Source organism: Nocardia heshunensis (genome assembly GCF_054782115.1).
Window position 1 is genome coordinate 21,859 of sequence record NZ_BAAGTC010000009.1, and the last position, 25,081, is coordinate 46,939.

General features: G+C 67.9%; 21 protein-coding genes and 1 pseudogene. 10 read left to right on the plus strand and 12 right to left on the minus strand.

Annotated features, from left to right (window positions below):
* Nucleotides 1–208 precede the first annotated feature (208 nt).
* The 3 genes from ACYVN4_RS27995 to efeB all read left to right on the plus strand — a co-directional run bounded on the left by ACYVN4_RS27995 (nt 209) and on the right by efeB (nt 4,092).
* On the plus strand, nt 209–694 hold the full coding sequence (locus ACYVN4_RS27995; protein WP_460725001.1) for a GtrA family protein: 486 nt from the start codon (nt 209–211) through the stop codon (nt 692–694).
* Nucleotides 695–758: 64 nt separating this feature from the next.
* Entirely contained in the window at nt 759–2,837 is a 2,079-nt protein-coding gene (gene efeU, locus ACYVN4_RS28000; RefSeq protein ID WP_460725002.1) for an iron uptake transporter permease EfeU, read from the plus strand.
* Between the two features lie 22 nt (nt 2,838–2,859).
* On the plus strand, nt 2,860–4,092 hold the full coding sequence (gene efeB, locus ACYVN4_RS28005; protein ID WP_460725003.1) for an iron uptake transporter deferrochelatase/peroxidase subunit: 1,233 nt from the start codon (nt 2,860–2,862) through the stop codon (nt 4,090–4,092).
* Here efeB and ACYVN4_RS28010 read toward each other — a convergent pair.
* Both ACYVN4_RS28010 and ACYVN4_RS28015 read right to left on the minus strand, forming a co-directional pair.
* Nucleotides 4,085–5,542: a flavin-containing monooxygenase gene (locus tag ACYVN4_RS28010; protein WP_460725004.1), complete on the minus strand. Its 1,458-nt coding sequence runs from the start codon at nt 5,540–5,542 to the stop codon at nt 4,085–4,087. The two genes, efeB and ACYVN4_RS28010, sit on opposite strands and share 8 nt — an antisense overlap.
* 79 nt (nt 5,543–5,621) lie before the next feature.
* Complete coding sequence (locus tag ACYVN4_RS28015) at nt 5,622–7,097, minus strand: FAD-binding oxidoreductase (RefSeq protein ID WP_460725005.1); 1,476 nt, start codon at nt 7,095–7,097, stop codon at nt 5,622–5,624.
* 521 nt (nt 7,098–7,618) lie between these two features.
* Here ACYVN4_RS28015 and ACYVN4_RS28020 point away from each other — a divergent pair.
* Nucleotides 7,619–8,104 carry a hypothetical protein gene (locus ACYVN4_RS28020; protein WP_460725006.1) on the plus strand — a complete coding sequence of 162 codons (486 nt, stop codon included), beginning with the start codon at nt 7,619–7,621 and terminating at the stop codon, nt 8,102–8,104.
* Here the strand turns inward: ACYVN4_RS28020 and ACYVN4_RS28025 are convergent, their stop codons facing one another.
* The 3 genes from ACYVN4_RS28025 to ACYVN4_RS28035 all read right to left on the minus strand — a co-directional run bounded on the left by ACYVN4_RS28025 (nt 8,105) and on the right by ACYVN4_RS28035 (nt 11,559).
* Entirely contained in the window at nt 8,105–8,656 is a 552-nt protein-coding gene (locus ACYVN4_RS28025) for a DUF779 domain-containing protein (RefSeq protein ID WP_460725007.1), read from the minus strand.
* Nucleotides 8,656–10,179 carry an aldehyde dehydrogenase gene (adh, locus tag ACYVN4_RS28030; protein ID WP_460725008.1) on the minus strand — a complete coding sequence of 508 codons (1,524 nt, stop codon included), beginning with the start codon at nt 10,177–10,179 and terminating at the stop codon, nt 8,656–8,658. The genes ACYVN4_RS28025 and adh overlap by 1 nt, the downstream gene beginning before the upstream one ends.
* Nucleotides 10,180–10,266: 87 nt before the next feature.
* Nucleotides 10,267–11,559: a transcriptional regulator gene (locus tag ACYVN4_RS28035; protein WP_460725009.1), complete on the minus strand. Its 1,293-nt coding sequence runs from the start codon at nt 11,557–11,559 to the stop codon at nt 10,267–10,269.
* A 130-nt stretch (nt 11,560–11,689) separates the two neighbouring features.
* Here ACYVN4_RS28035 and ACYVN4_RS28040 point away from each other — a divergent pair, with 130 nt between their 5' ends.
* Nucleotides 11,690–12,433 (plus strand): helix-turn-helix transcriptional regulator, encoded by a 744-nt coding sequence (locus tag ACYVN4_RS28040; RefSeq protein WP_460725010.1) that lies wholly within the window; start codon nt 11,690–11,692, stop codon nt 12,431–12,433.
* Here the strand turns inward: ACYVN4_RS28040 and ACYVN4_RS28045 are convergent.
* Nucleotides 12,422–13,524: pseudogene (locus ACYVN4_RS28045) on the minus strand (AMP-binding protein). The gene ACYVN4_RS28040 and the pseudogene ACYVN4_RS28045 overlap by 12 nt on opposite strands.
* Nucleotides 13,525–13,643: 119 nt before the next feature.
* On the opposite strand from ACYVN4_RS28045, the gene ACYVN4_RS28050 reads away from it, so the two are divergent.
* Nucleotides 13,644–14,375, plus strand: coding sequence for a spermidine synthase (locus ACYVN4_RS28050; RefSeq protein ID WP_460725011.1), 732 nt, complete (start codon nt 13,644–13,646; stop codon nt 14,373–14,375).
* 23 nt (nt 14,376–14,398) lie between these two features.
* Here the strand turns inward: ACYVN4_RS28050 and ACYVN4_RS28055 are convergent, their stop codons facing one another.
* The 6 genes from ACYVN4_RS28055 to ACYVN4_RS28080 are packed head-to-tail and all read right to left on the minus strand — an operon-like array spanning nt 14,399 to nt 20,605.
* Nucleotides 14,399–15,253: a winged helix-turn-helix domain-containing protein gene (locus tag ACYVN4_RS28055; protein WP_460725012.1), complete on the minus strand. Its 855-nt coding sequence runs from the start codon at nt 15,251–15,253 to the stop codon at nt 14,399–14,401.
* Between the two features lie 24 nt (nt 15,254–15,277).
* A complete protein-coding gene (locus ACYVN4_RS28060; protein ID WP_460725013.1) occupies nt 15,278–16,879 on the minus strand; it encodes a flavin-containing monooxygenase in 1,602 nt (533 codons plus the stop codon).
* A gap of 34 nt (nt 16,880–16,913) precedes the next feature.
* Complete coding sequence (locus ACYVN4_RS28065) at nt 16,914–17,570, minus strand: class I SAM-dependent methyltransferase (protein ID WP_460725014.1); 657 nt, start codon at nt 17,568–17,570, stop codon at nt 16,914–16,916.
* The gene (locus ACYVN4_RS28070; protein WP_460725015.1) at nt 17,567–18,544 is read right to left on the minus strand and encodes an SDR family NAD(P)-dependent oxidoreductase; all 978 of its coding nucleotides are present in this window, start codon (nt 18,542–18,544) and stop codon (nt 17,567–17,569) included. The genes ACYVN4_RS28065 and ACYVN4_RS28070 overlap by 4 nt, the downstream gene beginning before the upstream one ends.
* Nucleotides 18,541–19,533, minus strand: a complete 993-nt coding sequence (locus ACYVN4_RS28075; protein WP_460725016.1) for an SDR family NAD(P)-dependent oxidoreductase — start codon at nt 19,531–19,533, stop codon at nt 18,541–18,543. Before ACYVN4_RS28075 ends, ACYVN4_RS28070 begins: the two co-directional genes overlap by 4 nt.
* Before the next feature lie 22 nt (nt 19,534–19,555).
* Nucleotides 19,556–20,605, minus strand: a complete 1,050-nt coding sequence (locus ACYVN4_RS28080; protein ID WP_460725017.1) for an alpha/beta hydrolase — start codon at nt 20,603–20,605, stop codon at nt 19,556–19,558.
* A 241-nt stretch (nt 20,606–20,846) separates the two neighbouring features.
* On the opposite strand from ACYVN4_RS28080, the gene ACYVN4_RS28085 reads away from it, so the two are divergent.
* The 4 genes from ACYVN4_RS28085 to ACYVN4_RS28100 all read left to right on the plus strand — a co-directional run bounded on the left by ACYVN4_RS28085 (nt 20,847) and on the right by ACYVN4_RS28100 (nt 25,079).
* Complete coding sequence (locus ACYVN4_RS28085; RefSeq protein ID WP_460725018.1) at nt 20,847–21,755, plus strand: SDR family NAD(P)-dependent oxidoreductase; 909 nt, start codon at nt 20,847–20,849, stop codon at nt 21,753–21,755.
* Complete coding sequence (locus ACYVN4_RS28090; RefSeq protein WP_460725019.1) at nt 21,748–23,298, plus strand: flavin-containing monooxygenase; 1,551 nt, start codon at nt 21,748–21,750, stop codon at nt 23,296–23,298. The genes ACYVN4_RS28085 and ACYVN4_RS28090 overlap by 8 nt, the downstream gene beginning before the upstream one ends.
* Before the next feature lie 63 nt (nt 23,299–23,361).
* A complete protein-coding gene (locus ACYVN4_RS28095) occupies nt 23,362–24,216 on the plus strand; it encodes an MlaE family ABC transporter permease (protein WP_460725020.1) in 855 nt (284 codons plus the stop codon).
* The gene (locus tag ACYVN4_RS28100) at nt 24,213–25,079 is read left to right on the plus strand and encodes an ABC transporter permease (protein ID WP_460726701.1); all 867 of its coding nucleotides are present in this window, start codon (nt 24,213–24,215) and stop codon (nt 25,077–25,079) included. Before ACYVN4_RS28095 ends, ACYVN4_RS28100 begins: the two co-directional genes overlap by 4 nt.
* Nucleotides 25,080–25,081: the final 2 nt, after the last annotated feature.

The window sequence follows — 25,081 nt, forward strand, 5'->3', positions numbered from 1 at the left end:
TAACCCGGCCACGCCGGCCGCACCGGCGGCCAGCATCGAGCCGAGTACGGTTCGCCGGTTGGTCCTGGCGAATCCACGTCCCATCAGAAATCTCCGATCCGTCGTCTCTGTCCCCAGCCTCGCGACGCGGGAGAGGCTACCGGTACTCGGCGGATGAAGTTGGTCAATTGATCACCTAGAGGTCATCTCGCGGTGCGACGGTGGTCGCGTGCAGACCGAGACGGTAGCGCGGCCGGTACGCGCGATTCGCTGGTTTCACCTGGTGTGCGACCGCGTGGTCGCGCTGCTGCCGTTCGGGCTGGGTCGGTTCGTCGCGCCCACCTTCGTCGGATATCTGCTGGTCAGCGGATTCACCTTCGCCACAGATCTGGTGGTGCTCACCCTGTTGCACGGGACGCTCGGGGTGGCGTTGCCGATCGCGGTGACCGTCGCCTATTGCTGCGCCTTCGCCCTGAGTTATCTACTCAACCGGGTCCTCAACTTCGAATCGCACGGAGCGGTCGGCCCGCAGCTCGCCGTGTATGTGGTTGTGGTGCTGGTGAATTACCTGGTGTTCATCCTCGGCGTCACCAGCGGCGTGGCCGCCCTCGGCCTCGACTACCGCATTGCCCGCATTCTCGGCGGCGCCGGTGAGGGCTTGTTCATGTACGCGTCCATGCGCTTGCTCGTCTTCCGGACGCGTAACCAGCGATAACGAGTCAGTGGGCTGAACAGGGGTCGGCTGGACTGGCATATAGGTATGGCTTACCTTGGCACCCGTGAGTGTTGCCGATGCCGTGCCCAATCTCCTGATCTGCCTGCGGGAGGGCCTCGAGGCCGGACTCGTGGTGACCATCCTGCTGGCCGCGGTCAGAAGGCTCGCCACACCCGAACGACCGGTGTCGACCACCCCGGTCTGGCTGGGCGTGCTCGGGGCCGTGTCGGTGGCGGGCAGCTTCGCCGCCGTGCTGACCTACTCGACTGCCGTGCTGACCAGTTCCGCGCGGGCCGCGGTCGCGGGAGTGCTCAGCGTGCTCGCGGTGGCCTTGGTGACCGCCATGATCTTCTGGATGCGACGCACCGGGGCCACACTCTCGGGGCAGCTGCGCGGAGAGGTCGCGCGGGCCGCCGGACTGGGTGCGGGCGTGCTCGCCGTGACGGCCTTCCTGGCCGTCGGGCGCGAGGGGCTCGAGACCACGCTGTTCGTGTGGACCGCTGTGAAGGCGGCCGGGTCGACCGCCGCGCCGCTGATCGGTGCGGCCCTGGGACTGGCCATCGCGATCGCGCTGTGCTGGTTGCTGTTCCGGCAGTCGGTGCGACTCAACCTCGGAGTGTTCTTCAACCGCACCGCGATTCTGCTGATCATCATCGCGGCGGGCGTGCTCGCCTACGGCCTCGGTGACCTGCAAGAAGCGGGCTGGCTGCCCGGGGCACGCTGGATCGCGTTCGATCTGACCGCGCACATCGATCCCAATTCGTGGTGGGTGTCGCTGGTCACCGGCATCACCGAGCTGTCGCCCAAGATGACGGTGTTGCAGGTGGTCGCGTGGATCGCCTACCTGGCCACGGTGATTCCGCTGTTCATCCGCGCGGGCCGCAGCCCGGCGACCGCACCGGAAGCCAAAGCCGAGCCGGAGAAGACCGAACCGGAAACCGAGTCCGCGCACGCGGACTGGTGGGAGCGCATCGCCGGTCCGCGCCCGGTCCTGGTCGGCGCGGTGCTGGTGCTGGTGCCGGTCCTCGCGGCCGCCACGGCCATCGCGCTGCTGCCGTCGGGCGACGCGAACTCCACCCGCACCGTGACGGTCACCGCCGATGCCTGTGCCCCCGAATGGACTTCCGCGCACACCGGCACCCAGACCATCTCGGTCCACAACACCTCCGGCAAGTCCGGTGAGATCGATCTGGTCAACGCGGACGGCGCGATCGCCGGTGAGATCGAGAGCATCGGTCCGGCCACCACCGCCGAGCTGACCGCCACCTTGAATCCGGGCACCTACACCTTCGTCTGCCTCATGTCCGGCCGTCCCTCGCTGTCCTCGGCGCGCGTGCAGGTGACCGGTCCACAGGGCGAAGCGCCCCAGGTCTTCAAACCGGCGCGCGCCAGCGAACTTCACGCCCCCAACGACGCCTATCAGGCGTACGTGCGGCAGGTGCTGCCCCGGCTCACCACGGCGCTCGCCGCGGTCGGCCGGGATGTGCGGGCCCGCAATATTCCGGCCGCGCAGGCCGACTGGCTGCTCGCGCAGCAGGAATGGGAGCGGGTCGGCGCGTCCTACAACAGCTTCGGCGACGCGGGCACCGCCGTGGACGGACTGCCCAACGGCCTGCCCGAGGGCGTGAACGATCCGGCCTTCATCGGTATGCACCGCCTCGAGTACGGCCTCTGGCACGGCCAGACCCCCGAGCAGTTGCTGCCCGTGCTGGACAAGCTGGGCACCGATATCGCCGCCATCGGCGACAACCTGACCACCACCGATATCGCCGGTGATCCCACCGCACTGCCGATTCGAGCGCACGAGATCCTGGAAGACGCGCTGCGCGATCATCTTTCGGGCCTCGACGATCAGGGCGCGGGCGCGGCCTATCCGATGACGCTGGCCGATATCGACGTCACCCGCGCGGTCCTCGACCAGCTGGCCGTGCCGCTGGACGACCGCGATCCGCAACTGCGCCCGCAACTCTCGGCCAAGCTCGACCGGCTGCGCACCGCGCTGCTCGCCACCCAGGACAACGGCCGCTGGCGCGCGCCCGCGCAGACGCCGCCGCAGGCCCGGCAGGCGGTGGCCGCCGCGCTCGGCGCCGCCCTGGAGTCGCTGTCCCGGGTGCCGCGCCTGCTGGAAACCAAAGCGAACTGACTCTCGAAAAGGAATCGACACCATGACTGTCAGCCGCCGCCGTTTCCTCTCCGGTGCCGCCGCGGGCGCGGCCGGGACCGCCCTGACCGCAGGCGTACTCGCCGAGGGCGCACGCGTGGACGCCGCCGCCGCGAGCACCGGACCCACCCTGCGCTCGTCCTACCCGTTCCACGGGGAGCACCAGGCGGGCATCCTCACGCCCGCCCCGGCCGATCGCCAGAACGCCTCCTGCTTCGCCGCTTTCGACGTGACCGCCGCGAACAAGGCGGAGTTCACCGAGCTGATGAAGACGCTCACCGAGCGCGCCCGCGCACTGAGTGCCGGTGGGCCGCCGCAGGATCTGGGCCCGAGCTATCCGCCCGCCGACAGCGCGGTGCTCGGTCCCGACATCCCGGCCGACGGCCTGACCATCACCACCGGTGTCGGCGCGAGCCTGTTCGATCAGCGTTTCGGGCTGGCCGATCGCAAGCCCGCGCACCTGACCCCGATGCGGATCTTCCCCGACGATTCCCCGGATCCGGCCTGGATGCACGGCGATGTGCTGCTGCAGCTGTGCGGCCACAATCAGGACACGGTGCATCACGCCATCCGCGACATCACCCGCCATACCCGCGGCGGGCTCCAATTGCGCTGGAAGATCCAGGGTTACAACTCGCCGCCGCGGCCGTCGGGCACCGGCCGCAATCTGCTCGGGTTCAAGGACGGCACCGCCAATCCGACCGGTTCGAGCGCCTCCGACCTGATCTGGGTCGACGGCGGCGACGAACCGGCTTGGACGAAGGGCGGCACCTACCAGGTGGTCCGGCTCATCCGCATGCTGGTGGAATTCTGGGACCGGGTCTCGATCGCCGAGCAGGAGAACATGTTCGGCCGGCGCCGCGAATCCGGTGCGCCCCTGGACGGCAGCAAGGAATTCGACACCCCCAACTACGCGGCCGACCCGGACGCCACCGTCATTCTGAAGAACGCCCACATTCGGTTGGCCAACCCGCGCACGCCCGAGACCGCGAATCAGCAGCTGCTGCGCCGGTCCTACAACTACGACCTCGGTGTCGACCCGAACGGCAATCTCGCGACCGGCCACATCTTCACCTGTTTCCAGCAGGACATCCAGCGTCAGTTCGAGACCATCCAGGAACGACTGGCCGGTGAGCCGCTCACCGATTACGTGCAGCCTTTCGGTGGCGGCTACTTCTTCGTCCTGCCCGGCGTCGCCGACGAGAAGGATTGGTACGCACGGACCCTGCTCAGCTGAGCGTGAAGTCCGCCGGATCCGGTTCGGCGAGCATGGATTCCATGTGCGCGCGGTCGAACGGGAGCAGGTCGATGGACCCGCCCTCGGTGAAGTACCAGGAGTTGCAGCCGGTATTCCACACCGTGGGTCCCATAGCGTCGGCGACCTCGGACTCGAAGCGGGTCGTGGCCTCCTCGGTGACCTCGACGGTGTCGAATTCGCCCGCGCTCCAACGCTGGATCCAGCGGGTGATGTAGCGCGCGGTCACCTCCGCCGCGTGATGCAGCGGAATGGATCCGGTGGGGGAGTGCGGCCCCAGCACCGTGAACAGGTTGGGGAAGCCCGGGATCGCGGTCATGCGGTAGGCGCGCGGGCCCTTGACCCAGGCGTCGTCGATCGAGCGGCCGTCGCGGCCCACCAGATTCATCGGTCGCATGTAGTCGTGTGCGCGGAAGCCGGTGGCCAGCACGATCAGGTCGACCTCGTGGTGGCGGCCGTCGGTGGTGCGGATGCCGGTCGGCGTCACCGCTTCGATGTCGGTGGTGACCAGTTCGGCATTGCGGGCGCGCAGCGCGCGATAGTAGGTGCCCGAGAGCACCTGCCGCTTGCACAGCGGCTCGTAGTCGGGCGTGAGCTGCTCGCGCAGGCCCGGTTCGAGGATCTGCGCCCGCAGGCTCAGCCGGGCGTATCCCTGGACCACGCGCCGCCGCCAGCTGGGCCGGGTGACCACGTCGGTGAACAGCTTGGCCCCGGTCATTCCGGCCTGGTACAGCGCGCGGTTGACCTGCGGCAGCCGGTTCAGCACCGCGCCCACGACCGCGGGCTGCGGAATCTGCATGGGCGCCCAGATCACCCACTGCGGGCTGCGCACGAAGTGCGTGATGTGCTCGGCCTTGCGCTGCAGCGCCGAAACCACCTGTACGCCGGTCGATCCCGTGCCGATGACGGCGATCCGCTTGCCGTCGGTGGCGACCGTGTCGTCCCAGCGCGCGGTGTGCACCACCGGGCCGGTGAACTCGGAGAGTCCGGGCAGGTCGGGCACGGCCGGATGATGCAGCACGCCGGTGGCGGCGATCACGAAGTCGGCCTCGTAGCGGCTGCCGTCGACGGTCTCGACCGTCCAGCCGGTTCCGGTGAAGGTGGTGGCCACCACCTCGGAGTTCACCCGCACGTGCGGCCGCAGCCCGTACTGTTCGACCACGTCGGACAGATACCGCTGGATCTCGGGTCCGGGCGCGAACACGTGCGACCAGTCCGGCTTGGGTGCGAACCCGAACTGGTACACCTGCGACGGCACATCGCAGGTCAGGCCCGGGTAGTGGTTCCAATGCCAGACGCCGCCGACGTCGGATCCCTTCTCCAGGATCACGAAGTCGTCGAAACCGTTGCGCTGCAAGGTGATGGCACTGGCGATGCCGGACACCCCGGCCCCGATGATCACAATGCGAGGCCGCCGCATCGCAGCACCCATCCCAACCTCCTCGTTGGATACCCCTAGAACTCAAATACTGACGGTATTTGGAACCGAGGGGTATGTCAATCGGGGCGGGTCAGGCGGTCAGTACGGTCTGGATGCGATAGCCGGGGTCGAGGGTGCGGCGCAGGGCCGCCAGGCGGGGGTAGTTCTGGGCGTAGTAGCGCGAGAGCGGGTCGCCGGGCTCGAGGTAGTTGGCGTAGGCGCCCGCCGAGACCGGGGCGAAGAGCTGGTGCGAGGCCGCGACCCAGGCCTGCGCGACCTCGTGCGAGATCGGTTGGTAGGCGCCCCATTCCACCAGGGCGGCGTGGCGTCGCCACGGGAAGGCGGTGGCATCCGGCGCGGTGTCGCGGATCGCGCCGTCGAGGGTGTTGATCTGCACCCAGCCGGTACCGCCCGCCTGCGAGAAGGTGGTGAGGGACTGGATGATGCGCTCGATGGCGTCGGCGCTGAGATCGGTGACGACGTCGGAACCATTGGTGAAGCTCGCGCGCGGGGAGGTGGGGCTGCCGCCGGCGAGGTAGGTGACGGTGTCCATGTGGTCGAGGGTCTGGGTTTCGACCGTCAACGGCTGGATGCCGATGGCATCGGTGAGGGCCGCGACCGCGCCGCCGCCGGTGCCCGCGGGGCAGATCAGCTGCATCCAGCAGTCCAGTGCGCCGTTGCCGTCGGCGTCCACGCTGACATCCGCCCATTGCTCGCGGTCGGCGGTGGTCAGCCAGGCCAGCCAGCCGGTGATCACCTTCGCCGCGCTGTCCCCGGTGAAGGTCAGTCGCACAACGTCTTTCGCGGTGGCCGGGAAGGTGTCGAAGGTGAGGGAGGTGACCACACCGAACAGCGGGCCGCCGCCGCGGACGGCCCAGAACAGATCCGGCCGCGAGGTCGCGGACACCTCGGTGAGGGTGCCGTCGGGCAGCACCAGGGTGGCCCCGGTGAGCCGGTCGCAGGTCATGCCGTAGGCGCGGGATTCGAAGCCGAGCCCGCCACCCAGGGTGAGCCCGGAGATGCCGACGTCCGGGCACATGCCGGTGGGGATGGTCAGGTCGTATTGATCGAGTTCGCGATACACCTCGTAGAGGGTGTGGCCCGGTCCGACCACCGCGCGGCCGTCCTGGACGCTGACCCCGGTGAGCGCGCGGACGTCGATGATCACCGCACCGGTCGTCGTCGAGACCCCGGCGTAGGAGTGCCCGCCGGAGCGGGCGGCCACCGGTAGCCGGTTCTCGGCCGCGAACGTCATGGCCGCGACCACGTCCTGGGCATCGGCGGCCTGCACGACGGCAAGGGGGGTCGCCGCGTCGAATCGGGTGTTGAAAACCTGTTTGGCCGCGGCGTATTCGGTGTCTCCGGGCTGCACCACCGCGCCCTTGACGATGCGTTCCAGCGCGCTCCAATTGGGTTTGCCCCGACCCGGACCGGAGGAGATGGAGACCGGATCCGCACCGGACGTGCCGTCCAGTCCCCACAGTGTCAAGGCGAGTCCCAGTGCGCCACCGAGGAATTCGCCGCGCGTGAGCCCCGACCTGCCCGGGCTCGATCTCTGTGCGCGCATGTCCCCTCCAGTCTGGTGTTCTCGCTGGAAAAACCATGTCGGGCAAGGGATGCCTGCTTGCCCGGGTCTTGCAATTGTGCCGATCTTCCTGTGGTGATACCCCGCTTCGAGCGTCGCCTAAGGCAACTCACAGGCAACCGTGACCGAACCGGCGGCGAGTCGCGGCCCGCGTCGGGCGCGCTCGGCGGCCGGAGGGAAGCGGGGGCGGAGCAATCAGACCGATTGGTATAGTGAAAGTGTCTACGCGGCAGTAACTTTCGTCGGTGAGCCTCCTCACCGCTATCGGTGCGCCGTCGGGGGAAACACCTTTACAGCCGGTCATCCGAATGCCATCCGGGTGTCACCGGCGTGGCACGGTCGGTGGGCGAGACTGTTGTCGCACCCGGTGCCGGACGACGAGCCTCCCTTCGCCCGGTGTCCGCCTTCGACGCGTCACCTCCGTTCATGCCTCGCGTCGGCCACGGGATCCGCGGACACCTCCGGCGCCGGGTGCGCCCCACGCCGCGTGCCCGGAGGTTCCGATGTACGAATCCTGTTGTTCCCCTCACGAATCGGCCCATGTGCTGCGGTCGCGCTACGGCCTGCCGGTGGAGATGTACGCCGATCGCCCCCTGGTCACCGTCGGCGCCGCGATCGAGGCGCTGCAGCTACCGCAAGCGCTGGGCGCGCAGGTGCGCACCCGCCTGTCCTGGGTACCGTCCACCCCGGTCATCGCCGACCCGCGCAACCGCTGCTGGACCTTCCTGCTCGCCCCGCCCCTGCCGTATCACCCGGTGCCCCAGCGGCTTCGCACCTTCCTGCGCGCACACGACGTGACCGTGCCGGAGCGCGGCGGTCGGATCATGTTGCCGACCACCGATCGCGCGCCCGGCTGGCGCTGGGTCAGCGAACCCGAACCCGGCAGCCTGTGCCTGCCGCATCGCTCGGTGGTGCTGGCCGCGGTCCGACTGGCGATTCTGGACGGACCGGGCCACGCCGCAGACCTGACCCAGCTGCCGGTGGCGTGATCAGCCCGGCGGCTGCCGTCGCGTGGGTACCGGGCAGGCGTCGACGGCATGCGTGACGGTTTGGGGTTCGGCGAAAGTGTCGGCGAGGGGTAGGTCCGGGTGCCATTCGGCGCCGGTGAGGGGTGTCGCGCTTTCGAGACGGGACTGTTCGACTGGATCGAAAACCCGTGCCCTGCTGAGGAAGCGCAGACCCTCGGGGGCCTCGAGGCTGAAGCCGGAGCCGCGGCCGGGGACGGCGTCCAGGACGAGTTGGGTGTGCCGCCAGGCCGTGAACTGCGGGCCGGAGATCCAGACGGGGACCTGGTCGTCGGGGGTCGGGGCGGTGGTGGCGAATTCGCCCGGGGTCAGTCGCAGGTCGAGGACGCCGAGCAGGATGTCGCGGTCGCCGATGATGAAATCGCCTGCCGGGTAACACATCGGGGCGGAGCCGTCGCAACAGCCGCCGGACTGGTGCAGCAGCAGCGGGCCGTGCGTGGCGCGGAGGCGACGGAGCAGGTCCATCGCCTCCGCGGTGATGCGCACGCGCCGCGGGACAGCGGGCGTGGGCGACATCAGAAGAAGCCCTGGGCCTTCTGGGCGTAGCCGACCAGCAGGTTCTTGGTCTGCTGGTAGTGGTCGAGCATCATGCGGTGGTTCTCGCGGCCGATGCCGGACTGCTTGTAACCGCCGAACGCCGCGTGCGCGGGGTACTGGTGGTAGGTGTTGGTCCAGACCCGCCCGGCCTGGATGTCACGGCCTGCGCGATAGGCGGTTTCGCCGTCGCGCGACCAGACGCCCGCGCCGAGCCCGTAGAGGGTGTCGTTGGCGATCTTGATGGCGTCGGCGTAGTCGTCGAACGAGGTCACCGAGACCACCGGGCCGAAGATCTCCTCCTGGAAGATGCGCATGGAGTTGTCGCCGGTGAAGATGGTCGGCGCCACGTAGTAGCCGCCGGACAGGTCGCCGCCGAGGTCCACGGGCTCGCCGCCGGTGAGCAGCTTCGCGCCCTCGCCCTTGCCGATCTCGAGGTAGGACAGGATCTTCTCGAACTGGTCGTTGCTGGCCTGCGCGCCGATCATGGTGTCGGTGTCGAGCGGATTGCCCTGGCGCACCAGCTCGGTGCGGGCCACCGCGCGGGCGAGGAATTCGTCGTAGATGTCGGCCTGGATGAGCGCGCGCGACGGGCAGGTGCAGACCTCGCCCTGGTTGAGCGCGAACATGGTGAAGCCTTCCAGGGCCTTGTCGGTGAAACCGTCCTCGGCCGCAAGGACATCGGAGAAGAAGATATTGGGGCTCTTGCCGCCGAGTTCCAGGGTGACCGGGATCAGGTTCTGCGAGGCGTACTGCATGATCAGCCGCCCGGTGGTGGTCTCACCGGTGAAGGCGATCTTGCGGATGCGCGGGCTGGAGGCCAGCGGCTTGCCCGCTTCGACGCCGAAGCCGTTGACGATATTGACGACGCCGGGCGGCAGCAGGTCCGCGATCAACTCCATCAGGAACAGGATGGAGGCGGGCGTCTGCTCGGCGGGCTTGAGCACCACCGCGTTTCCGGCCGCCAGCGCGGGGGCCAGCTTCCAGATGGCCATCAGGATGGGGAAGTTCCATGGAATGATCTGCCCGACCACGCCGAGCGGCTCGTGGAAGTGGTAGGCGACGGTGTCGGCGTCGATCTCCGAGAGCGAACCCTCCTGTGCGCGCACGGCTCCCGCGAAGTAGCGCAGGTGGTCGACGGCCAACGGGATGTCGGCGGCGAGCGATTCGCGGATCGGTTTGCCGTTGTCCCAGGTCTCGGCGAGCGCGAGGGCCTCGAGGTTCTGTTCGATCCGGTCGGCGACCTTGTTGAGGATGTTCGCGCGCTCGGCGACCGCGGTCTTGCCCCAGGCCGGTGCGGCGGCGTGCGCCGCGTCGAGGGCCAGTTCGATGTCTTCGGCGGTGCCGCGGGCGATTTCGCAGAAGGTCTGCCCGGTGACCGGGGTGGGGTTCTCGAAGTACTGCCCCTTGACGGGTGCGACCCACTGGCCGCCGATCCAGTTCTCATAGCGGGATCGGTAGGACATGACGGCATCCGGGGTGCCGGGGCGGGCGAAGACGGGCACGGGAGCTCCTCGTGACGGCGGATATGCGGCTGGTGTGATCCACGACACTACGAGCGCGCCTGTTGCAGCACGGTTGCAAGAAACTGGTCAGATGCCCAGTCGTTGATTGTGGAGCCGAATCTGTTCCCGCACTTGGGCATACAGTGCCGAACCGGTGTCGACTGCGTTGAGGTAGGCGGTCCAGGCGGCGGTGTCGTCACGCCCGTCGGGGGAGCCCGTCCAGCGCGACAGCAGTCGCCAGTCGCGAGACCGCAGCAGTGTGGCACGCAGGCGGCCGCGCACCTCGGCACGCAGTTCGGTGATCCCCGGCGCGGTCGAACGTGGCAGCAGCGCGCCGGGGTACGCGCGCAGCGCGGCACGCAGGTCGCCGCGGTCGAGCGCGCCCACCACGTCGGCCGCGTCGGTGTCGAGGTCGGCCAGCAGTCGGTACGGGCGTGAGCCGATGGTGTTCGCGCCCAGGAGTTTCCGCAGCCGCGACAGTTCGGCGCGCACCGTCACCGGATCGAGTTCGGCCTCGTCGAGCAGCAGGGCGAGATGGTCCGCGCTCAACCCGTCCGGGTATTCGCGCAACAGCACGAGGATCTCGGCGTGCCGCTGCGACAGGGGAATTCGCTCGCCGTCCCGGATCAGGACGGGGCGGCGCGCGCCCAGCGCCTCGAGCCGGATCGGCTCGCCGGGGTGCGGCACGGCCGGGTTCAGCAGGTGCAGCCGGAGTTCGGCCTCGGCGGCACTGACCGTGGCTCGGATGAGCGTCAGCGCCTCGGGCGCGGCGACGCTGGGTCCGCCGGTGATGTCGATCGCGCCGATGATCTGCCCGCTGCCCGGATCATGCACGGGCGCAGCCGAACAACTCCACTCGTGCACGACGCGGCTGAAATGCTCGGCCGCGAAGATCTGTACCGGGTGATCGAGGGCGAGCGCGGTGCCCGGGGCATTGGTGCCGACCCGGTCCTCGCTCCAGTTCGTGCCCTCGGTGAAGCCGATCCGGTCCGCGCGGGCCTTGACCTGTGGATCGCCCTCGACCCACAGCAGCCGCCCGGCCGCGTCGCTGATCGCGACCACCAGCCCGGCGTCGGCGGCATCCTCGACGAGGAGTTTCCGCACCACCGGACGGATCAGCGAGATCGGTTGCGCCGCACGATAACTGCGCAGCTCACGGGTATCGAGTTCGACGGCCGGATCGCACCCGTCCGGATCGATGCCGCTGCCGCGGCTGCGCCGCCAGGAATCCAGCACCACCGATCGCACCGGCCAGCCGAAACCCTCCCCGGCGCTGTCGAGGAAGGACCGATGCGCCGAGGACACGCGCTTGGCCAGCCGTGCGACATCCTCGCCCGGCCGCACGGCCACCCATGGATTGTGCTGCGCTGCGGTGCTCATCGGTGCCCTCGGGATCTCTTTCCGCCACTGTAGCCCCGCGACCGGACGGCCGGTTCGAGATTCTCGCGGTCCACGCTCGCGGGCCCGGCGCAAAAGTAGAATCTGTTCTATTTTCTGGTGGAGGGGCGCGATGGTCACCGAGATCGCGGAGTTGCTGGTTCGGTCACGGGAATTGCTGGATTCGGCGCTGGAACAACTCGGCGGCACCGACGGTGGCCGGCAGGCGACGCGCGTGACGCCCGAGCAGAACTGGGGTGCAACCCTGGAGCAGCGGCTGCGCGAGGTGCGCGAGGGAGTGGTGCTGGCGATCTCCGGTCCGATTCACTCGCGCTCGCGGTATCCGGCGGGGGAGCAGCTGATCAGCGCGCTCATCGAGGACGGCAAGCAGGTGCAGGTGCTGATGTCGGCTCGCTACGTCGACGACTATGGCCTCGAGTCACTGCTGCACAACCGCGCGCTGGGTGATCGAATCCGGGTCGCCGAGGCCGAATTTCACAACACCATGGTGATCGACCGCCGCTTGGCCGTGCTGTGGACCACGGTCGAGGGGCGGCCGCGCGCGTACTTCGCCAGTGACTACACCCTGATGGGGGCCATCTACCAGTTCGTCACCCAGACCTGGGCGACCGCGCTGCCACTGCGCGATTACGTCGCCCTGCGCCGGCGAGAGTTCGACAGTCTGGCCGTCGAGGTGTTACGGCTGCTCAACGAGGGGCCGACCGATGAGGTTGCGGCCCGCCATCTTTCGGTCTCGACCCGCACCTACCGGCGCTGCATCGCCGATCTCATGGTGCGGTTGAACGTCTCGACCCGGTTCCAATTGGGCTCGCGTGCAGCGGAACTCGGCCTGTTGAAGGATTCTTCAGCGCGGTGAGCGGACCAGCTCGGGATGCTCGGCCGCGTGCTTCTTGGCCGCCGGATAGTTGGCTTTACCGCTGGGCTGGCGCATCATCTGGTCGACGATCCAATAGCCGCGCGGCGCTTTGTAACCCGCGACCTTGGTGCGCACGTGCGCGTCGAGATCGGCCAGGTCGAGTTCGGTGTGCTCGCGGGGTTGCACGAGAGCCGCGACCGAGTTGCCGAATCGCTCGTGCGCGACGCCGATCACCAAGGCGTCGAACACCTTCGGATGCGACTTGAGCGCCCCCTCGACCTCCTCCGGGAACACCTTCTCACCGCCGGTGTTGATGCATTCGGAGCCGCGTCCGAGCAGGGTCACGGTGCCGTCCTCCTCATACCGCGCGTAGTCGCCCGGCACCACGTACCGCACCCCGTCGATCTCGACGAAGATGCTCGCGGACTTCACCGGATCCTTGTAGTAGCCCAACGGCACATGCCCGCGCCGCGCCATCCGCCCGACCGCACCGGGCGTGGGCTCCACCAGCTTTCCGTGATCATCGATGAGCGCCGCCTGCGCGCTGTAGTTCACCCGCGGGCCCTGTGAATGGTCGGAATCCTTGCCCACCACCGCGAGTCCAGTGCTGCCGCTCTCCGAGGACCCGATCACGTCGGTGATGAACAGGTTCGGGAACAGCTCCACATACTGCTGCTCGAGTCCCTGCGAGAACAGCGCCGCATGACTGCAGAAGGCCCACAGCGAGGAGGCGTCATAGTCGTTGTCCCGGTAGGCATCCAGCAGCGGCTTGGCCATGGCATCGCCGACCGCAGTGGGTGACGTTCATGGGGCAGCGACGACCTCGGCCACGTACCGATAGTTCACCGACACCGACACCGCCGCAGTTTGTACGCGGCGATCATGGCCTCGAGCGCCTCGATCGAGTTCCGCGAGAAGACTCCGACATGATCGCCGCGGCCGATTCCCCGCGCGGCCAGATAATGCGCCAGCTGGTTGGCCCGTGCATCGAGCTCCCGATAGGTGACCCGCCGCCCCTCACAGATCACCGCGGTGCGCTCCGGCACCGCATCCACCGCATGCTCGAACAGATCCGCAACATTGAAAGCCATGCGGCAAAACTAGATTCGCCCCCGACCCACAACAACGAAAGTCCCGGCCGACAATTGGCAAAAACCTGCCAGCACCACACCGCCGGAAGCCCCGGGAGCTGTCCTGGGATCATGGACGGATGGGTAGCGAGCCGGTGGCCGGGGTGCGGCGGGTGCGATTCGGGAATGCCGAGTTGTCGGCGGATCCGGAGCGACCGGGTGGGTGGTTGTTGACGGTCGACGGGATCGCGCAGTCGTACGTGGATTTGGATGATCCGTCGTATCTCGAGCTCGAATACCTGCGGTACATGGGGTATGTCGTCGACTCGATGGAACCGGCGGATGTACCCCTGGATGTGGTGCATGTCGGTGGCGGCGGTGCCACGTTCCCCCGCTACCTCTCCGCCGTCCGGCCGGGTTCCCGGCATCTGATCATCGAGGCCGACGAGGCCCTGGCCGAATTCGTCGACGAGCGCCTGGGCCTGCGCTCGGTGCCCGGCGTCGAGCTGCGGATCGGCGAGGGCTTGACCGAACTCGCGACGCTGCCCGACGCGTCCGCCGACCTGCTGGTAGCCGACGCCTTCGAGGGCCTGCGCATCGCCGCGGGCATCACCGGCCCCGAATTCACCGCCCAGGCGGCCCGAGTCCTCCGCCCCGAAGGCATCTACCTGCTGAATCTGGTTGGCACCCGCCATCACCTGGAGGACATCCGCGCGGTCTTCCCCCAGCGTGTACTTCTGGACGGCGACGTCTTCGCCGGTTACATCGGCAACCAGGTCCTGGCCGTCAGCCGCGCCCCCCTCCCGCTCGATGCCTTGCACCGCCGAGTGGACGGCGAGATGCCCCCGGTCCGCATCGCATCCGAAGGCTAGCGGCTCCCGAGGGCGGGTGCGGCTCAGGCGGTGGCGGCGGCGCGGGCGGTGATCAGGTCGCGGAAGGTGGCGATGACCTGGTTGTGGTATTCGCGCATCACCAGGTCGACCACCGAGAGGTCGGGGGTTTCGAAATCGGCGTCCAGGTCGCGGATCTCTTTCAGTTTGCGGCCGATCAGCACGTGGCCGGCGGGTTCGAGCGGCTCGTAGAAGGCTTGGGCCGCTTCGGGAATGGAGAGCAGGATCTCGCCGACGGTGTTGAACAGGCTCAGCACGCCGGGCTTGCCGAGGGCGGCGAAGGCGCAGCGCAGCAGGTGCAGTTCCGCGGCCATGATGTCGTTGAGCGAGGACTTCTTGTCGGCGATCAGCAACTCCATGCGATCCGCGGCGTGGGTGGTCTGGGTGAGGTCGTAGCGCCGGGGGTCGGCCGCGAAGGTTCGCAGGGCATCCATGATGAGCATGTGATCGATGTCGATGACGTCGGAGAACAACCGGGCGGCCTGGTCCGGCACGCGGTGCGCGAAACGGAAGAGGTAGCGCCAGGTGTCGATGCCGCCGAACACCCGGATGTCGCGCACCGTATAGCCGAGGCCGCGGCGGACTTCCGCGAAGCCGAGCGCCGCCAGCCGCCCCAGCGCACTGTTGGCGCTGGGGGTGCTGGCCCCGAACTCGGTGGCCAGTTGGCGAACCGAGGGCAGCAACTCGCCCGGCTGGTAGATGCCCGCCGCGATGCGGTAGGCCAGCTGCTCGGTGATCGCATCCACGACTGTCGGCTTTGACACCGCACGATTGTCCCAGGTGCTGTCGTGCACGACGGCATCGCGACCGCTCGCCGGGCGGGCGGTCGCCACCGCCATTCCCGTCCGGCGGGCTGTCACGGTGATCTCCGATGCTCGTCGTGTTCAGGCGTTGGCGGCCAGCGGGGTTGCGGGGGTCACCGCTCGCGGCGTCTCGTAGCTGTAGTCGTCCAGCGGGAACTTCCGGTTGCCGCGCTGCGCCTCGTAGAAGCCCGAGGGGCGCAGATACGTGCTGTCGCCCTGGGAGTTCCGGTAGTAGGTCGGCACGTGCCCGTTGAGTTCGTTGAAGTAGAACCGCACCGGTTCGTTGCGCTGGTAGACCTTGCGGTGATACGCATCCTGGGCGTCCTTGCGGATCTCGACGACCTTCGCACCCCGGCGCAGTCCCTCGGTGATGGCGCGCACGGCATGATCGGCGGTCATCTCGACGAAAGCATGCCAGCCGGATCCGGTCCAGGAGTACGGGCCGACCAGGGTCCACCGGTTGGGCAGACCGTGCACCGACACGCTCTCGTAGGCCTGTAGGCCTTCCTCGTTGTAGAACTTGCCGAGGTCGAATCCGTTGCTGCCCACGATGGTTCCGGGTCGATAGGTCTCCGGATCGGAGAACACCTCGTAGCCGGTGGCCAGGATGATCATGTCGAATTCGCGCTCACCGTCGGTGCGGGTCTTGATGCCCTGGGCGGTGATGGTCTCGATCGGATCGGTGACCAGCGTGACGTTCTCGCGGTTGTAGGCCTTGATGTAGCCGTTGGACATGGTGGGGCGCTTGGCAATCACCCCGAAGTTCGGAGTGAGCTTCTTGCGGGTCTCCGAGTCGTCGACGATCAGCCGCAGGTATTTCTCGTATGCCTTGATGGTGATGGCGTCGAACCGGGTCATCACCTTCTTGGTCGGCTCCACCGGCGCGCCCACGGCCAGCCGCAGCGCGAGATCGACGAACACCAGCGCGAGAGCGTGCACGGCGGCCTGCAATCCGGGCACCGCCATGACGCGCTTGCCGAACTCCGGCATGACGAAGTCGGGCTTGGGGATCGACCAGACGGGCGTGCGCTGGAACACCGTCAGCGATTCGACCTCCGGCGCGATGGCCGGAATGATCTGCACCGCACTGGCTCCGGTGCCGATGATGGCGACTCGCTTACCGGTGTGATCCCAGCTGTGGTCCCAGCTCGATGGCCGCTGATACTTGCCCCGGTAGTCGGTGCGGCCGGGAATGCCCGCCTCTTCCTTGGGCCGCACGAACGCGCCGACCGCGCTGATCAAGAAGCGCGCGGTGATGACCGCACCGGAATCGGTGATCAGCTTCCAATACTTGTGGGTGTCGTCCCACTCCTCGCGCACCACAGTGGTGTTGAACTTGATGTGCGGGTACAGCCCGAACCGGGTCGCGACGTCCTGGTGGTACTGCTTCACCTCCGCGCCGTAGGGGAACATCCGGCTCCAGTCGGCCTTGCGCGCGAACGAGTATTGGTACGCGATGGCCGGAATGTCCACGCCCAGAACGGGATAGGTGTTCTCGTGCCAACTGCCGCCGACATCGTCGGCGCGTTCGATGACGACGAAATCGCGCAGCCCGGCTTGCTTCAGCTTCACTGCGGCGGCGAGCCCACCCGGGCCCGCGCCGATGACGGCGGTCTGGAAGTCGGGCTCGGCCTTCGCGGCGGGCTTCTTCGCCGCGCGGCCTCGGGGCTTCGGAGTGGTCATGATCGAAAATCCTTTACAGGTAATGGAATTGCGGTCAGCGGCGGACTGCGACGGTGAGGATGTCGGGCACGGGGCGGCTGTACCAGGGCCGCCGGATCGGGCGCTGCTCGACCAGTTCGAATCCGGCAATGGTGATCAGATCCACCATCTGCTGCGGTGACGGTGTCGCGGCCGGGCTGAGCCGGGTCCCGGTGAGCCGCTGCACCGGTGTCGCCCAGCGGGCCCGCAGGTTCAACGCGTCGATGGCCAGCAGCCCGCCGGGCCTCAGCACCCGATGGAATTCCGCCAGCGCCGCACGCTGATTGAAGAAATGGAACGCCGTGGTGGTGACGATCGCGTCCACCGACTCGTCGGCCAGCCCCAGCTGCTCGGCGGGCTCGTTGCGCCAGTTCACCAGCGGGCCGCGCTGCCGCGCCCGCGCCAGCATCCCGGGCGACATATCGATCCCGTACACCTCGTCGGGAACCAGTTCCTCGGCAATGCGGGAAGTGAGAATGCCGGTGCCGCAACCGATATCGACGATCCTGCGGGACCCGTAGCGCCGCAGCAGTTCGATCATCTCGTCCTGCGGGGGCTGATACACCACCCGTTGCAGGGTGCGCTGGTCGTAGGCGCGGGCGGCCACCGAGAAGAAGGAGGCCACGGTGCGGTTGAGCCCGCGCCGCGTGTCGAGTGCCGTCGAGGTGCTCATGGGTGTTCCTGTTCGGTGACGAGGGCCAGGTTCGGCCGTGAACGGTGAGCGGCGCGGGTGGGGGCATTGCGGAGGCCGCGGCGTGCGGGGACCGCCCGCAGCACCGCTCCACTGCGCTCGGAAGCGCTCAGCCCGCGTCCGAGCCGCTCGATCTCGGGACCGGTGGCCACCCGCATGATCGCCCGGTGCGCGGTCGGCGAAAGCCGTGACAGCCCATAGGAAAGCCACGCCTCGGCGCGAATGGGCTTGATCGCCTGGTTCCTCTTGATCGCCGACACAATGAGGCGACCCGCCTTGTCCGGATCCATGGCGACCAGGGCCATCGCCCGGGCCACCGCCTCCTTGATGACATCGGATTGGCCGTCGGACATGGTCGCCATCTCCGCGGTCTCGGCGAGATTGGTGGCGATCAGCCCGGGGCACACCGCCGTGACACCGATGCCGTGCGGTGCGAATTCGGCTCGGACACAATCGCTGAAGTGCTTCACCGCGGCCTTGGAAACGCAGTACGGCGTACCGAGCCGGTAGGGCGCGAACGCCCCCATGGAGGCGATGTTCACCAGGTGCCCGCCCTGCCCGCGCGCGACCATCCGGCCGCCGAAGATGCGGCAGCCGTGGATCATCGCCATGGTGTTGACGGCCATGATGCGCTCGAAGTCCGTGAGCGGAACATCCAGGATCGGCCCGCCGACCAGGATGCCCGCATTGTTGACCACAATGCTCACCGGACCGAGCACGGCTTCGATATCGTCGGCGAGCTGCTCCAGCGCCGCGGTGTCGGACACGTCCACCCGGTAGGCGACGGCCGTGCCGCCCGCGGCTTGGATGAGCTCGACGGTCCGCTCCGCACCGGCCGTATCGAGATCGGCCACCACGACTTTCGCCCCTTCGGCGGCGAGCGCCTTGGCGGTGCCGCGACCGATGCCGCTGCCCGCCCCCGTCACCACGGCTACGGCCGCACGCAGATTTCTCATGATCGTGCCTTTCCGTGCGCCGAACCGGCGCTCAGAACCGCTGCGACATCCGGGGTTTCGGCCGGATTGCCGACGTCCTTGGCGCCGATGCGGCCGACCATGGCGGCGACCCGCTCGGTGCTGTCGGGCCGGGCCAGGAAGCCGCGGCCCACCCCCTCCAGCTCCGGCCCCATGGCCACCCGCGCGATGCCGCGCCAGAGTCCCGGCGCGACCCGGCCGACGGCCTGAAAGGCATACGCTTCCGGCCGGATCGGGCGGATCGGCAGGTTCCGGCTCATGGCGTCGACCACGATCTGCCCGGCCTTGTCCGGATGCATCCCGAACTTCGCCATCAGCCGCCGGGTCGCGACCTTGCCGAGCCCGACCTGCTCGTCGGCGATGCTCGACACGGTGGCGGTATCGGCCAGATTGGTGGCGATCAGCCCCGGACAGATGGTCGTGACACCGATGTCGTGGTGCGCGAATTCGGCCCGGATGCAATCACCGAAGTGCTTGATCGCGTACTTGCCGATGCTGTAACCGCTGGTGAACCGGGCCGGTCCGAAGGCTGCCAGCGAGGCGACATTGGCGAGCTGCCCGCCGCGCCCGCGTTCCACCATCTGCGCGCCGAAGATCCGGCAGCCGTGGATCATCGCCATCATGTTGATGTCGATGATGCGTTGGAAATCGGCGTCCGGGGTGTCGAGGAACGGCCCGCCCACGAAGATGCCGGCATTGTTGAGCACCGCGTCGGGCACGCCCTGCTCGGCCTGGACCCGTGCGCCGAAATCGTCCAGCGCCGCCGTGTCGGAGACGTCGACGGTGTAGGCGACCGCCTCGCCGCCCGCCGCCTCGATGATCGCGACGGTCTCGTCCGCGTGCGCCCGATCGATATCGGCGACAACGACTTTCGTGCCGATGGCGGCGAACGCCTTCGCGGTGCCGCGGCCGATGCCGCTGCCTGCGCCGGTGACGACGGCCAGCTCCGGATAAAAGGGCCTCTTGGCCATGGGTTTTCCCTTCGAAGGACGATCAGGCGGCGCTGGAGCGGCGGGCCGGGGCGGTGTCGGCGAGGCGTTGCCGGACGAACTCTCCGATCACGGCGATGGCCTGGCGGGCGTCGGGCAGCAGGTCCGCCCCGGCATGGAAGACGTGGACGGCCTTGTCCCAGATCTGCATTCGGCACGGCACTCCCGCCTCCGCGCAGCGCTCGGCCAGTTGGTAGGCGTCGGCGAGGAGGACCTCGGTGGAGCCGACCTGGAGCAATACCGGTGGCAGGCCGGTGAATTCGTGATTGACCGCCGACCAGGAAGGGTCGAGCTCGCCGTCGCGTAGCAGGCCGAACCGGGCCGGGGTGTCGAGGGCCTTGGCGCCGAGCATCGGGTCGATCGGGTCATTGGGGTGGGCATAGCGCAGGGTCGAGTCATAGTTCGCCCAAGGCGCGATGCCGACGATGCCCGCGGGCACCGGCAACCCGCGGTCGCGGGCCGCCAGCGCGGTCCGGAAGGCCAGCCCGCCACCGGCGGAGTCACCCGCCATGATGATCCGGTCGGCCGGAAAGCCCTGGGCGAGCAGGTGTTCGTAGGCCTCGACGCAGTCCTCGATGGTCTCGGTGACGTGCGCCTTGGGTAGCTGTCGGTAGTCGACCTGGAAGACCGGCACGCCGCTGTCGCGGGCGATGCGGGACACGATGCGGCGGTGGGTGTTCAGCCCGCAGGAGACCAGGCCGCCGCCGTGGAAGTAGAGGATCGCGGCGTCAGCGACTTGGGTCGGGTCGGAAGTGCCTCGATGCCAGACCCATTCGGCGCGGAAGCGCGGAAACGCGATGGGCTGCAGGCTGGTTCCGCGAATCGGCACCAGGAATCCGGCCAGCGGATCGAGGGCGTTGGTGAGGTGGAAGATGCGGACCCCGCGCACCGGGATGCCCCGCCAGGCCAGGTCGACGATCACGTTCATGCCCCGCCGCAGCACGGCGTAGGAAACGGGATGCGCGGCGCGCTGGACCCAGCTGGCGCGGCGGGGGAATTCCACGGTGACGGAGGCGGATCGAGGCGGGACGGGGGTCGGCGACTCGCTGGACATGGCGACTCCTTCTGCAACGGCGTCCTTGCCGTTGTCTACGCTGTGCAACACAGTATATGGTTGTCTGAGACAACAGCAAGAGAAATCTCTCGAAAGCTTCATTTGCGGCTCCGAGAGGGCTCGACTCTGGTAGAAATCTCCGTTATGGCCAGTTCAGATATCTGTTGTCGGCACTGTGTTGCACAGTGTACTTTGACTGAGACAGTTGCACGAAGATGTGTGAAATCGAACTGAGGTAGACATGGCCACATTCGAGAACAAGCTGGTTGTCGTGACCGGTGCGGGCAGCGGTATCGGCCGGGCGACCGCCAAACGCTTCGCGGTGCAGGGCGCGCGGGTCATCGTGAGCGACCTCAACGGCGACACGGCCACGGCTACCGTCGACCAGATCACCGCGCTGGGCGGACAGGCGTTCCCGTACGCGGTGAACGTCTCGGACGTGACCGCGATGCAGACCTTCGCCGCGGGCGTCCACGAAACACACGGCGCACCAACGGTTGTCGTCAACAACGCCGGTTACACCACCGCCGGTCCGTTCCTCGGGCATACCGTCGAGGACTGGGACCGGATCATGGGCGTCAACTTCTGGGGCGTCGTGCACGGCAGCCGCCTGTTCGGCCGGCAGATGATCGAGGCCGGTCACGGCGGGCGCATCCTGAATGTCACCTCACCGGCGGCGGTGCTGCCGATCCCGCTCTCGACCGCCTACTGCACGAGTAAGGCTGCGGCACAGATGTTCACCGAATGCCTGCGGCTCGAGTTCGCGGGTACCGGGGTCGGGGTCACGGCCGTGCTGCCCGCCTTCATCAATACCGGCTTCTACCCCAATGCCCAGGTGGTGGAGACCGAGGGGAAGTCGGTCGGGCGCGGCAAGAACATCTCGGTGCTGGCCGCGCAGCTCATCGCGCGCAGCCCGGAAACCGTGGCGCGCAATATCGTTCGCATTGCCGCGCGCAATCCGGCTATTGCGCCGACACCGTTCGAATCGCGGATCGCCTGCACCAGCGGTCGGCTGTCGCCGGCGGGGGCGCGGATGGCGGCGCGCATGATGGACATCGACGGCCTGGTCGGTCTGGTCGACCGGGTGCTGCCCGCCGCCGTCGTCCGCAGGCTCGACGAAGCCGCGGCCCGGGCGGTGTCCAATGCCTGAGAGCGACACGGTGATTCGGCCCGACCATGAGGTCCTCATCGTCGGCGCGGGTTTCGGTGGCATCGCCGCCGCGATCGAACTGCGCGAGGCCGGGATTCACGACTTCGTGCTGATCGACAAGCACGACGGCATCGGCGGCACCTGGTACGTGAACACGTATCCCGGTATTGCCGTGGACATTCCGGCGGTGTTCTACAGCCTTTCGCGCATGCCGTTCACCTCTTCCTCGCGGTTCTTCCCGCCGGGCCACGAGATTCAGCAGTACATCGAGCGCGTCGTCGACGCCTACGGCCTGCGCCGCCGCATCCGGCTGAACACCACCGTGGACGGCGCGCGCTGGGACGAGGACAACCACCTGTGGCGGGTCACCGTCAACGGCGGTGAAGAGGTCACCGCACGCTTCGTCATCGGCGCGCTCGGACTGCTGGAAGTGGCCAAGCTGCCCGATATTCCGGGCATCGACACCTTCGCCGGGCACAAGGTGCACACCGCCCGGTGGGACCACGGCTACGACTACGACGGCAAACGGATCGCCATCATCGGCACCGGAGCCACCGCGCTGCAATTGATTCCGGAGCTGGCCAAGGTTGCCTCGCATCTGACGGTTTTCCAGCGCACCCCGATCTGGCTGGCCCCCAAGCCCGACTTCCGCATCGACTGGGGCTTGGACAAGGTGCTCAGCGGGGTGAAGCCGGTGCGCGCGGCGGTGCGCGGCGCGATCGCCAGCGGTATCGACATGGGCCTCATCGGCGGGCTGCTGTCGCTGCGGCGGATGCCCAGGGCCATGCCGTACGTCACCAAGGCGGGCGGGGCCCTGTACAAGCTGTGGCTGCGCGATGCCGAGCTCGCCGAAAAGCTCACGCCCACCTACGCTCCCGGCTGCAAGCGCCCGTCCATGTCGAACGAGTACTTCAGCACCTTCAAGCAGAAGGACCGGGTCGCACTGATCACCGAGAAGATCGTGCGGATCACCGAGCAGGGTGTGCTGACCGCCGACGGTGTCGAGCACGAGATCGATGTCCTGGTGTGCGCCACCGGGTTCCGGGTCTGCGAGCGCGGCTTCGCGCCCGCCTTCCACCTCTACGGCGAGACCGGCGAGGAACTCGGCGACTACTGGCACGAGCATCGCTACCACGCCTATCAGGGCGTGAGCGTGCCGAACTGGCCGAATCTGTTCATGGTCGGCTGCGGCCCGAACTCGATCATCCCCAGCTCGATCCTGGTGACCATCGAGAACACCGCCGCGCATGCCCGGCGCGCGATCGTCGAGACGCGCCGCCGGGGCGCCACCAAGGTGGATGTGAACCGGGCGGCCTACGACGACTGGGCGAAATTCTGCACCGACCGCACCGAGGGTTCGATGTGGGTCACCGCGCCCTGTGCGGGCTCGAACACGTACTACGTGAATTACCAAGGTGAACTGGCGATCCGGCCCACCACCGGACTCAACCAGTGGTGGGGCAACCGGCACTTCCCGTTCCGCCACTACGCCTTCACCACACGTCCTGCGCTGGCAACGGCCGGGATCCCTTCGTTTGCCTGAAATCAGTTGTGACGCAGTACCTATCGGGGGGCTCGGAGTGGGACCAGTTACACGGAGATCGACATGGCGGTGACAGAGGTGCCCGAAAGGGTTTCCGGTAGTGGAACTTTGGTGCGGCTCGCGCGACGCAATGTGTCCGACACCGTGCTGTCGTCACTGCGCACCTTCGGCCGGGTCGTCGCCATGGCGCTGGAGTCGGTCATCGGTGCGGTCACCGATGTGGTGACCGGCCGCTTCCAGTGGCGCGAAATGCTGCGTCAGTGCTGGTATCTCGTCACCGTCACCGCCATCCCTGCGGTGCTGATGGCGGTGCCCTTCGGGGTGGTGGTGTCGGTGCAGGTCGGCAATCTCATCCACCAGGTGGGTGCGGATTCGCTGCTCGGCGCGGCCGGCGGGATGGGTGTCATCCAGCAGGGCGCGCCGATGGCGACCGGGCTGCTGCTGGGCGGCGCGGGAACCGCGACCATCGCCGCCGACCTGGGGGCGCGCAAGATCCGCGAGGAGATCGACGCGCTCGACACCATGGGCATCTCGCCGTTGCACCGCTTGGTGATTCCGCGCATGACGGCCATGCTCATCGTCGCGCCCTTGCTCAATATCCTGATCATGTTCACCGGCGTGGTCGCCGGGTATGCGATGGCCACCGGCGTGCAGGGGGTGACCCCGGGCAGCTACTGGGGTAGCTTCGGCGCCTTCGCGTCCATGAACGACGTCTACATCTCCATGTTCAAGGCGATGCTCTTCGGCTTCATCGTGGTGATCGTGGCCTGTCAGCGCGGCCTCGAGGCCAAGGGCGGCCCGCGCGGTGTGGCCGATGGCGTCAATGCCTCGGTGGTGCTGTCGGTGCTGGCCATCGCCGTGGTGAATGTCGGCATCACCCAGCTGACCATGATGTTCCTACCGGTGAGGATCGCCTGATGGCCGCGCCGTATGTGCCACTGGGCCTGGGGCGGGCCTACCGTGTCGTCCGGAGCAAGAACGTGCTCTTCGGCCCGATCGACAATCTGGGTTTCATCCTCGGTTTCGTCTGGCAGGTGTTCTCCTCGATTCCCTTGACGTTGAGGCGCTATCGCGGGCAGACCATGCGCGCGATCACCGACCTGACCTGGGGTCGGGGCTCGGTGATCGTGGGTGGCGGCACGGTGCCGGTGCTGGTGGTGCTCGGCATCGCCATGGGCGGTGGCGTCGCGATCGGTGCGGTGCCGGTGCTGAACATGCTGGGCATGGGGCCGATGGTCGGTGTGGTCTCGGCCTTCGCCAATACCCGTGAGCTCGCGCCGATCGCGGCGGCGATCGGATTCGCCGCGCAGGCCGGATGCCGCATGACCGCCGAGATCGGTTCGATGCGCATCTCGGAGGAAATCGATGCGATCGAGTCCCTGGGCCTGAAATCGGTGCCGTTCGTGGTGACCACGCGGCTCATCGCCGGGGCGGTCACGGTGGTACCGACCTTCCTGGTGGCGCTGCTGCTCAGCTACCTGTCGTGTTCGGCGGTGACGCTGGTGGTGCACGGTCAGTCCAGCGGCGTGTACGACCACTATTTCTTTCAATTCGTGAGCGGCTGGGACATCGTCGCGGCGGTGATCAAGGTGCTGGTGTTCAGTACCGCGGTCATTCTGATCCATTGCTATCAAGGCTTTTTCGCCACCGGTGGTCCCGAAGGAGTGGGGATCGCGTCCGGTCGCGCGGTACGCGCCAGCTTCATCTCGATCATCACCCTCGACATGGTGCTGACGATCCTGCTGTGGGGTCTGAATTCGCCGATCGTGGTCACGGGGTAGAC

Coding starts and splice junctions, on each gene's coding strand:
- ACYVN4_RS28010 (WP_460725004.1), bottom strand. CDS start 5,542: ATGGGTGCTGCGATGCGGCGGCCTCGCATTGTGATCATCGGGGCCGGG.
- ACYVN4_RS28040 (WP_460725010.1), top strand. CDS start 11,690: ATGGTCACCGAGATCGCGGAGTTGCTGGTTCGGTCACGGGAATTGCTG.
- ACYVN4_RS28090 (WP_460725019.1), top strand. CDS start 21,748: ATGCCTGAGAGCGACACGGTGATTCGGCCCGACCATGAGGTCCTCATC.
- ACYVN4_RS28035 (WP_460725009.1), bottom strand. CDS start 11,559: ATGAGCACCGCAGCGCAGCACAATCCATGGGTGGCCGTGCGGCCGGGC.
- ACYVN4_RS28075 (WP_460725016.1), bottom strand. CDS start 19,533: ATGGCCAAGAGGCCCTTTTATCCGGAGCTGGCCGTCGTCACCGGCGCA.
- ACYVN4_RS28065 (WP_460725014.1), bottom strand. CDS start 17,570: ATGAGCACCTCGACGGCACTCGACACGCGGCGCGGGCTCAACCGCACC.
- ACYVN4_RS28085 (WP_460725018.1), top strand. CDS start 20,847: ATGGCCACATTCGAGAACAAGCTGGTTGTCGTGACCGGTGCGGGCAGC.
- ACYVN4_RS28020 (WP_460725006.1), top strand. CDS start 7,619: ATGTACGAATCCTGTTGTTCCCCTCACGAATCGGCCCATGTGCTGCGG.
- ACYVN4_RS28070 (WP_460725015.1), bottom strand. CDS start 18,544: ATGAGAAATCTGCGTGCGGCCGTAGCCGTGGTGACGGGGGCGGGCAGC.
- ACYVN4_RS28025 (WP_460725007.1), bottom strand. CDS start 8,656: ATGTCGCCCACGCCCGCTGTCCCGCGGCGCGTGCGCATCACCGCGGAG.
- efeB (WP_460725003.1), top strand. CDS start 2,860: ATGACTGTCAGCCGCCGCCGTTTCCTCTCCGGTGCCGCCGCGGGCGCG.
- ACYVN4_RS28015 (WP_460725005.1), bottom strand. CDS start 7,097: ATGCGCGCACAGAGATCGAGCCCGGGCAGGTCGGGGCTCACGCGCGGC.
- ACYVN4_RS28060 (WP_460725013.1), bottom strand. CDS start 16,879: ATGACCACTCCGAAGCCCCGAGGCCGCGCGGCGAAGAAGCCCGCCGCG.
- ACYVN4_RS28050 (WP_460725011.1), top strand. CDS start 13,644: ATGGGTAGCGAGCCGGTGGCCGGGGTGCGGCGGGTGCGATTCGGGAAT.
- ACYVN4_RS28080 (WP_460725017.1), bottom strand. CDS start 20,605: ATGTCCAGCGAGTCGCCGACCCCCGTCCCGCCTCGATCCGCCTCCGTC.
- ACYVN4_RS28095 (WP_460725020.1), top strand. CDS start 23,362: ATGGCGGTGACAGAGGTGCCCGAAAGGGTTTCCGGTAGTGGAACTTTG.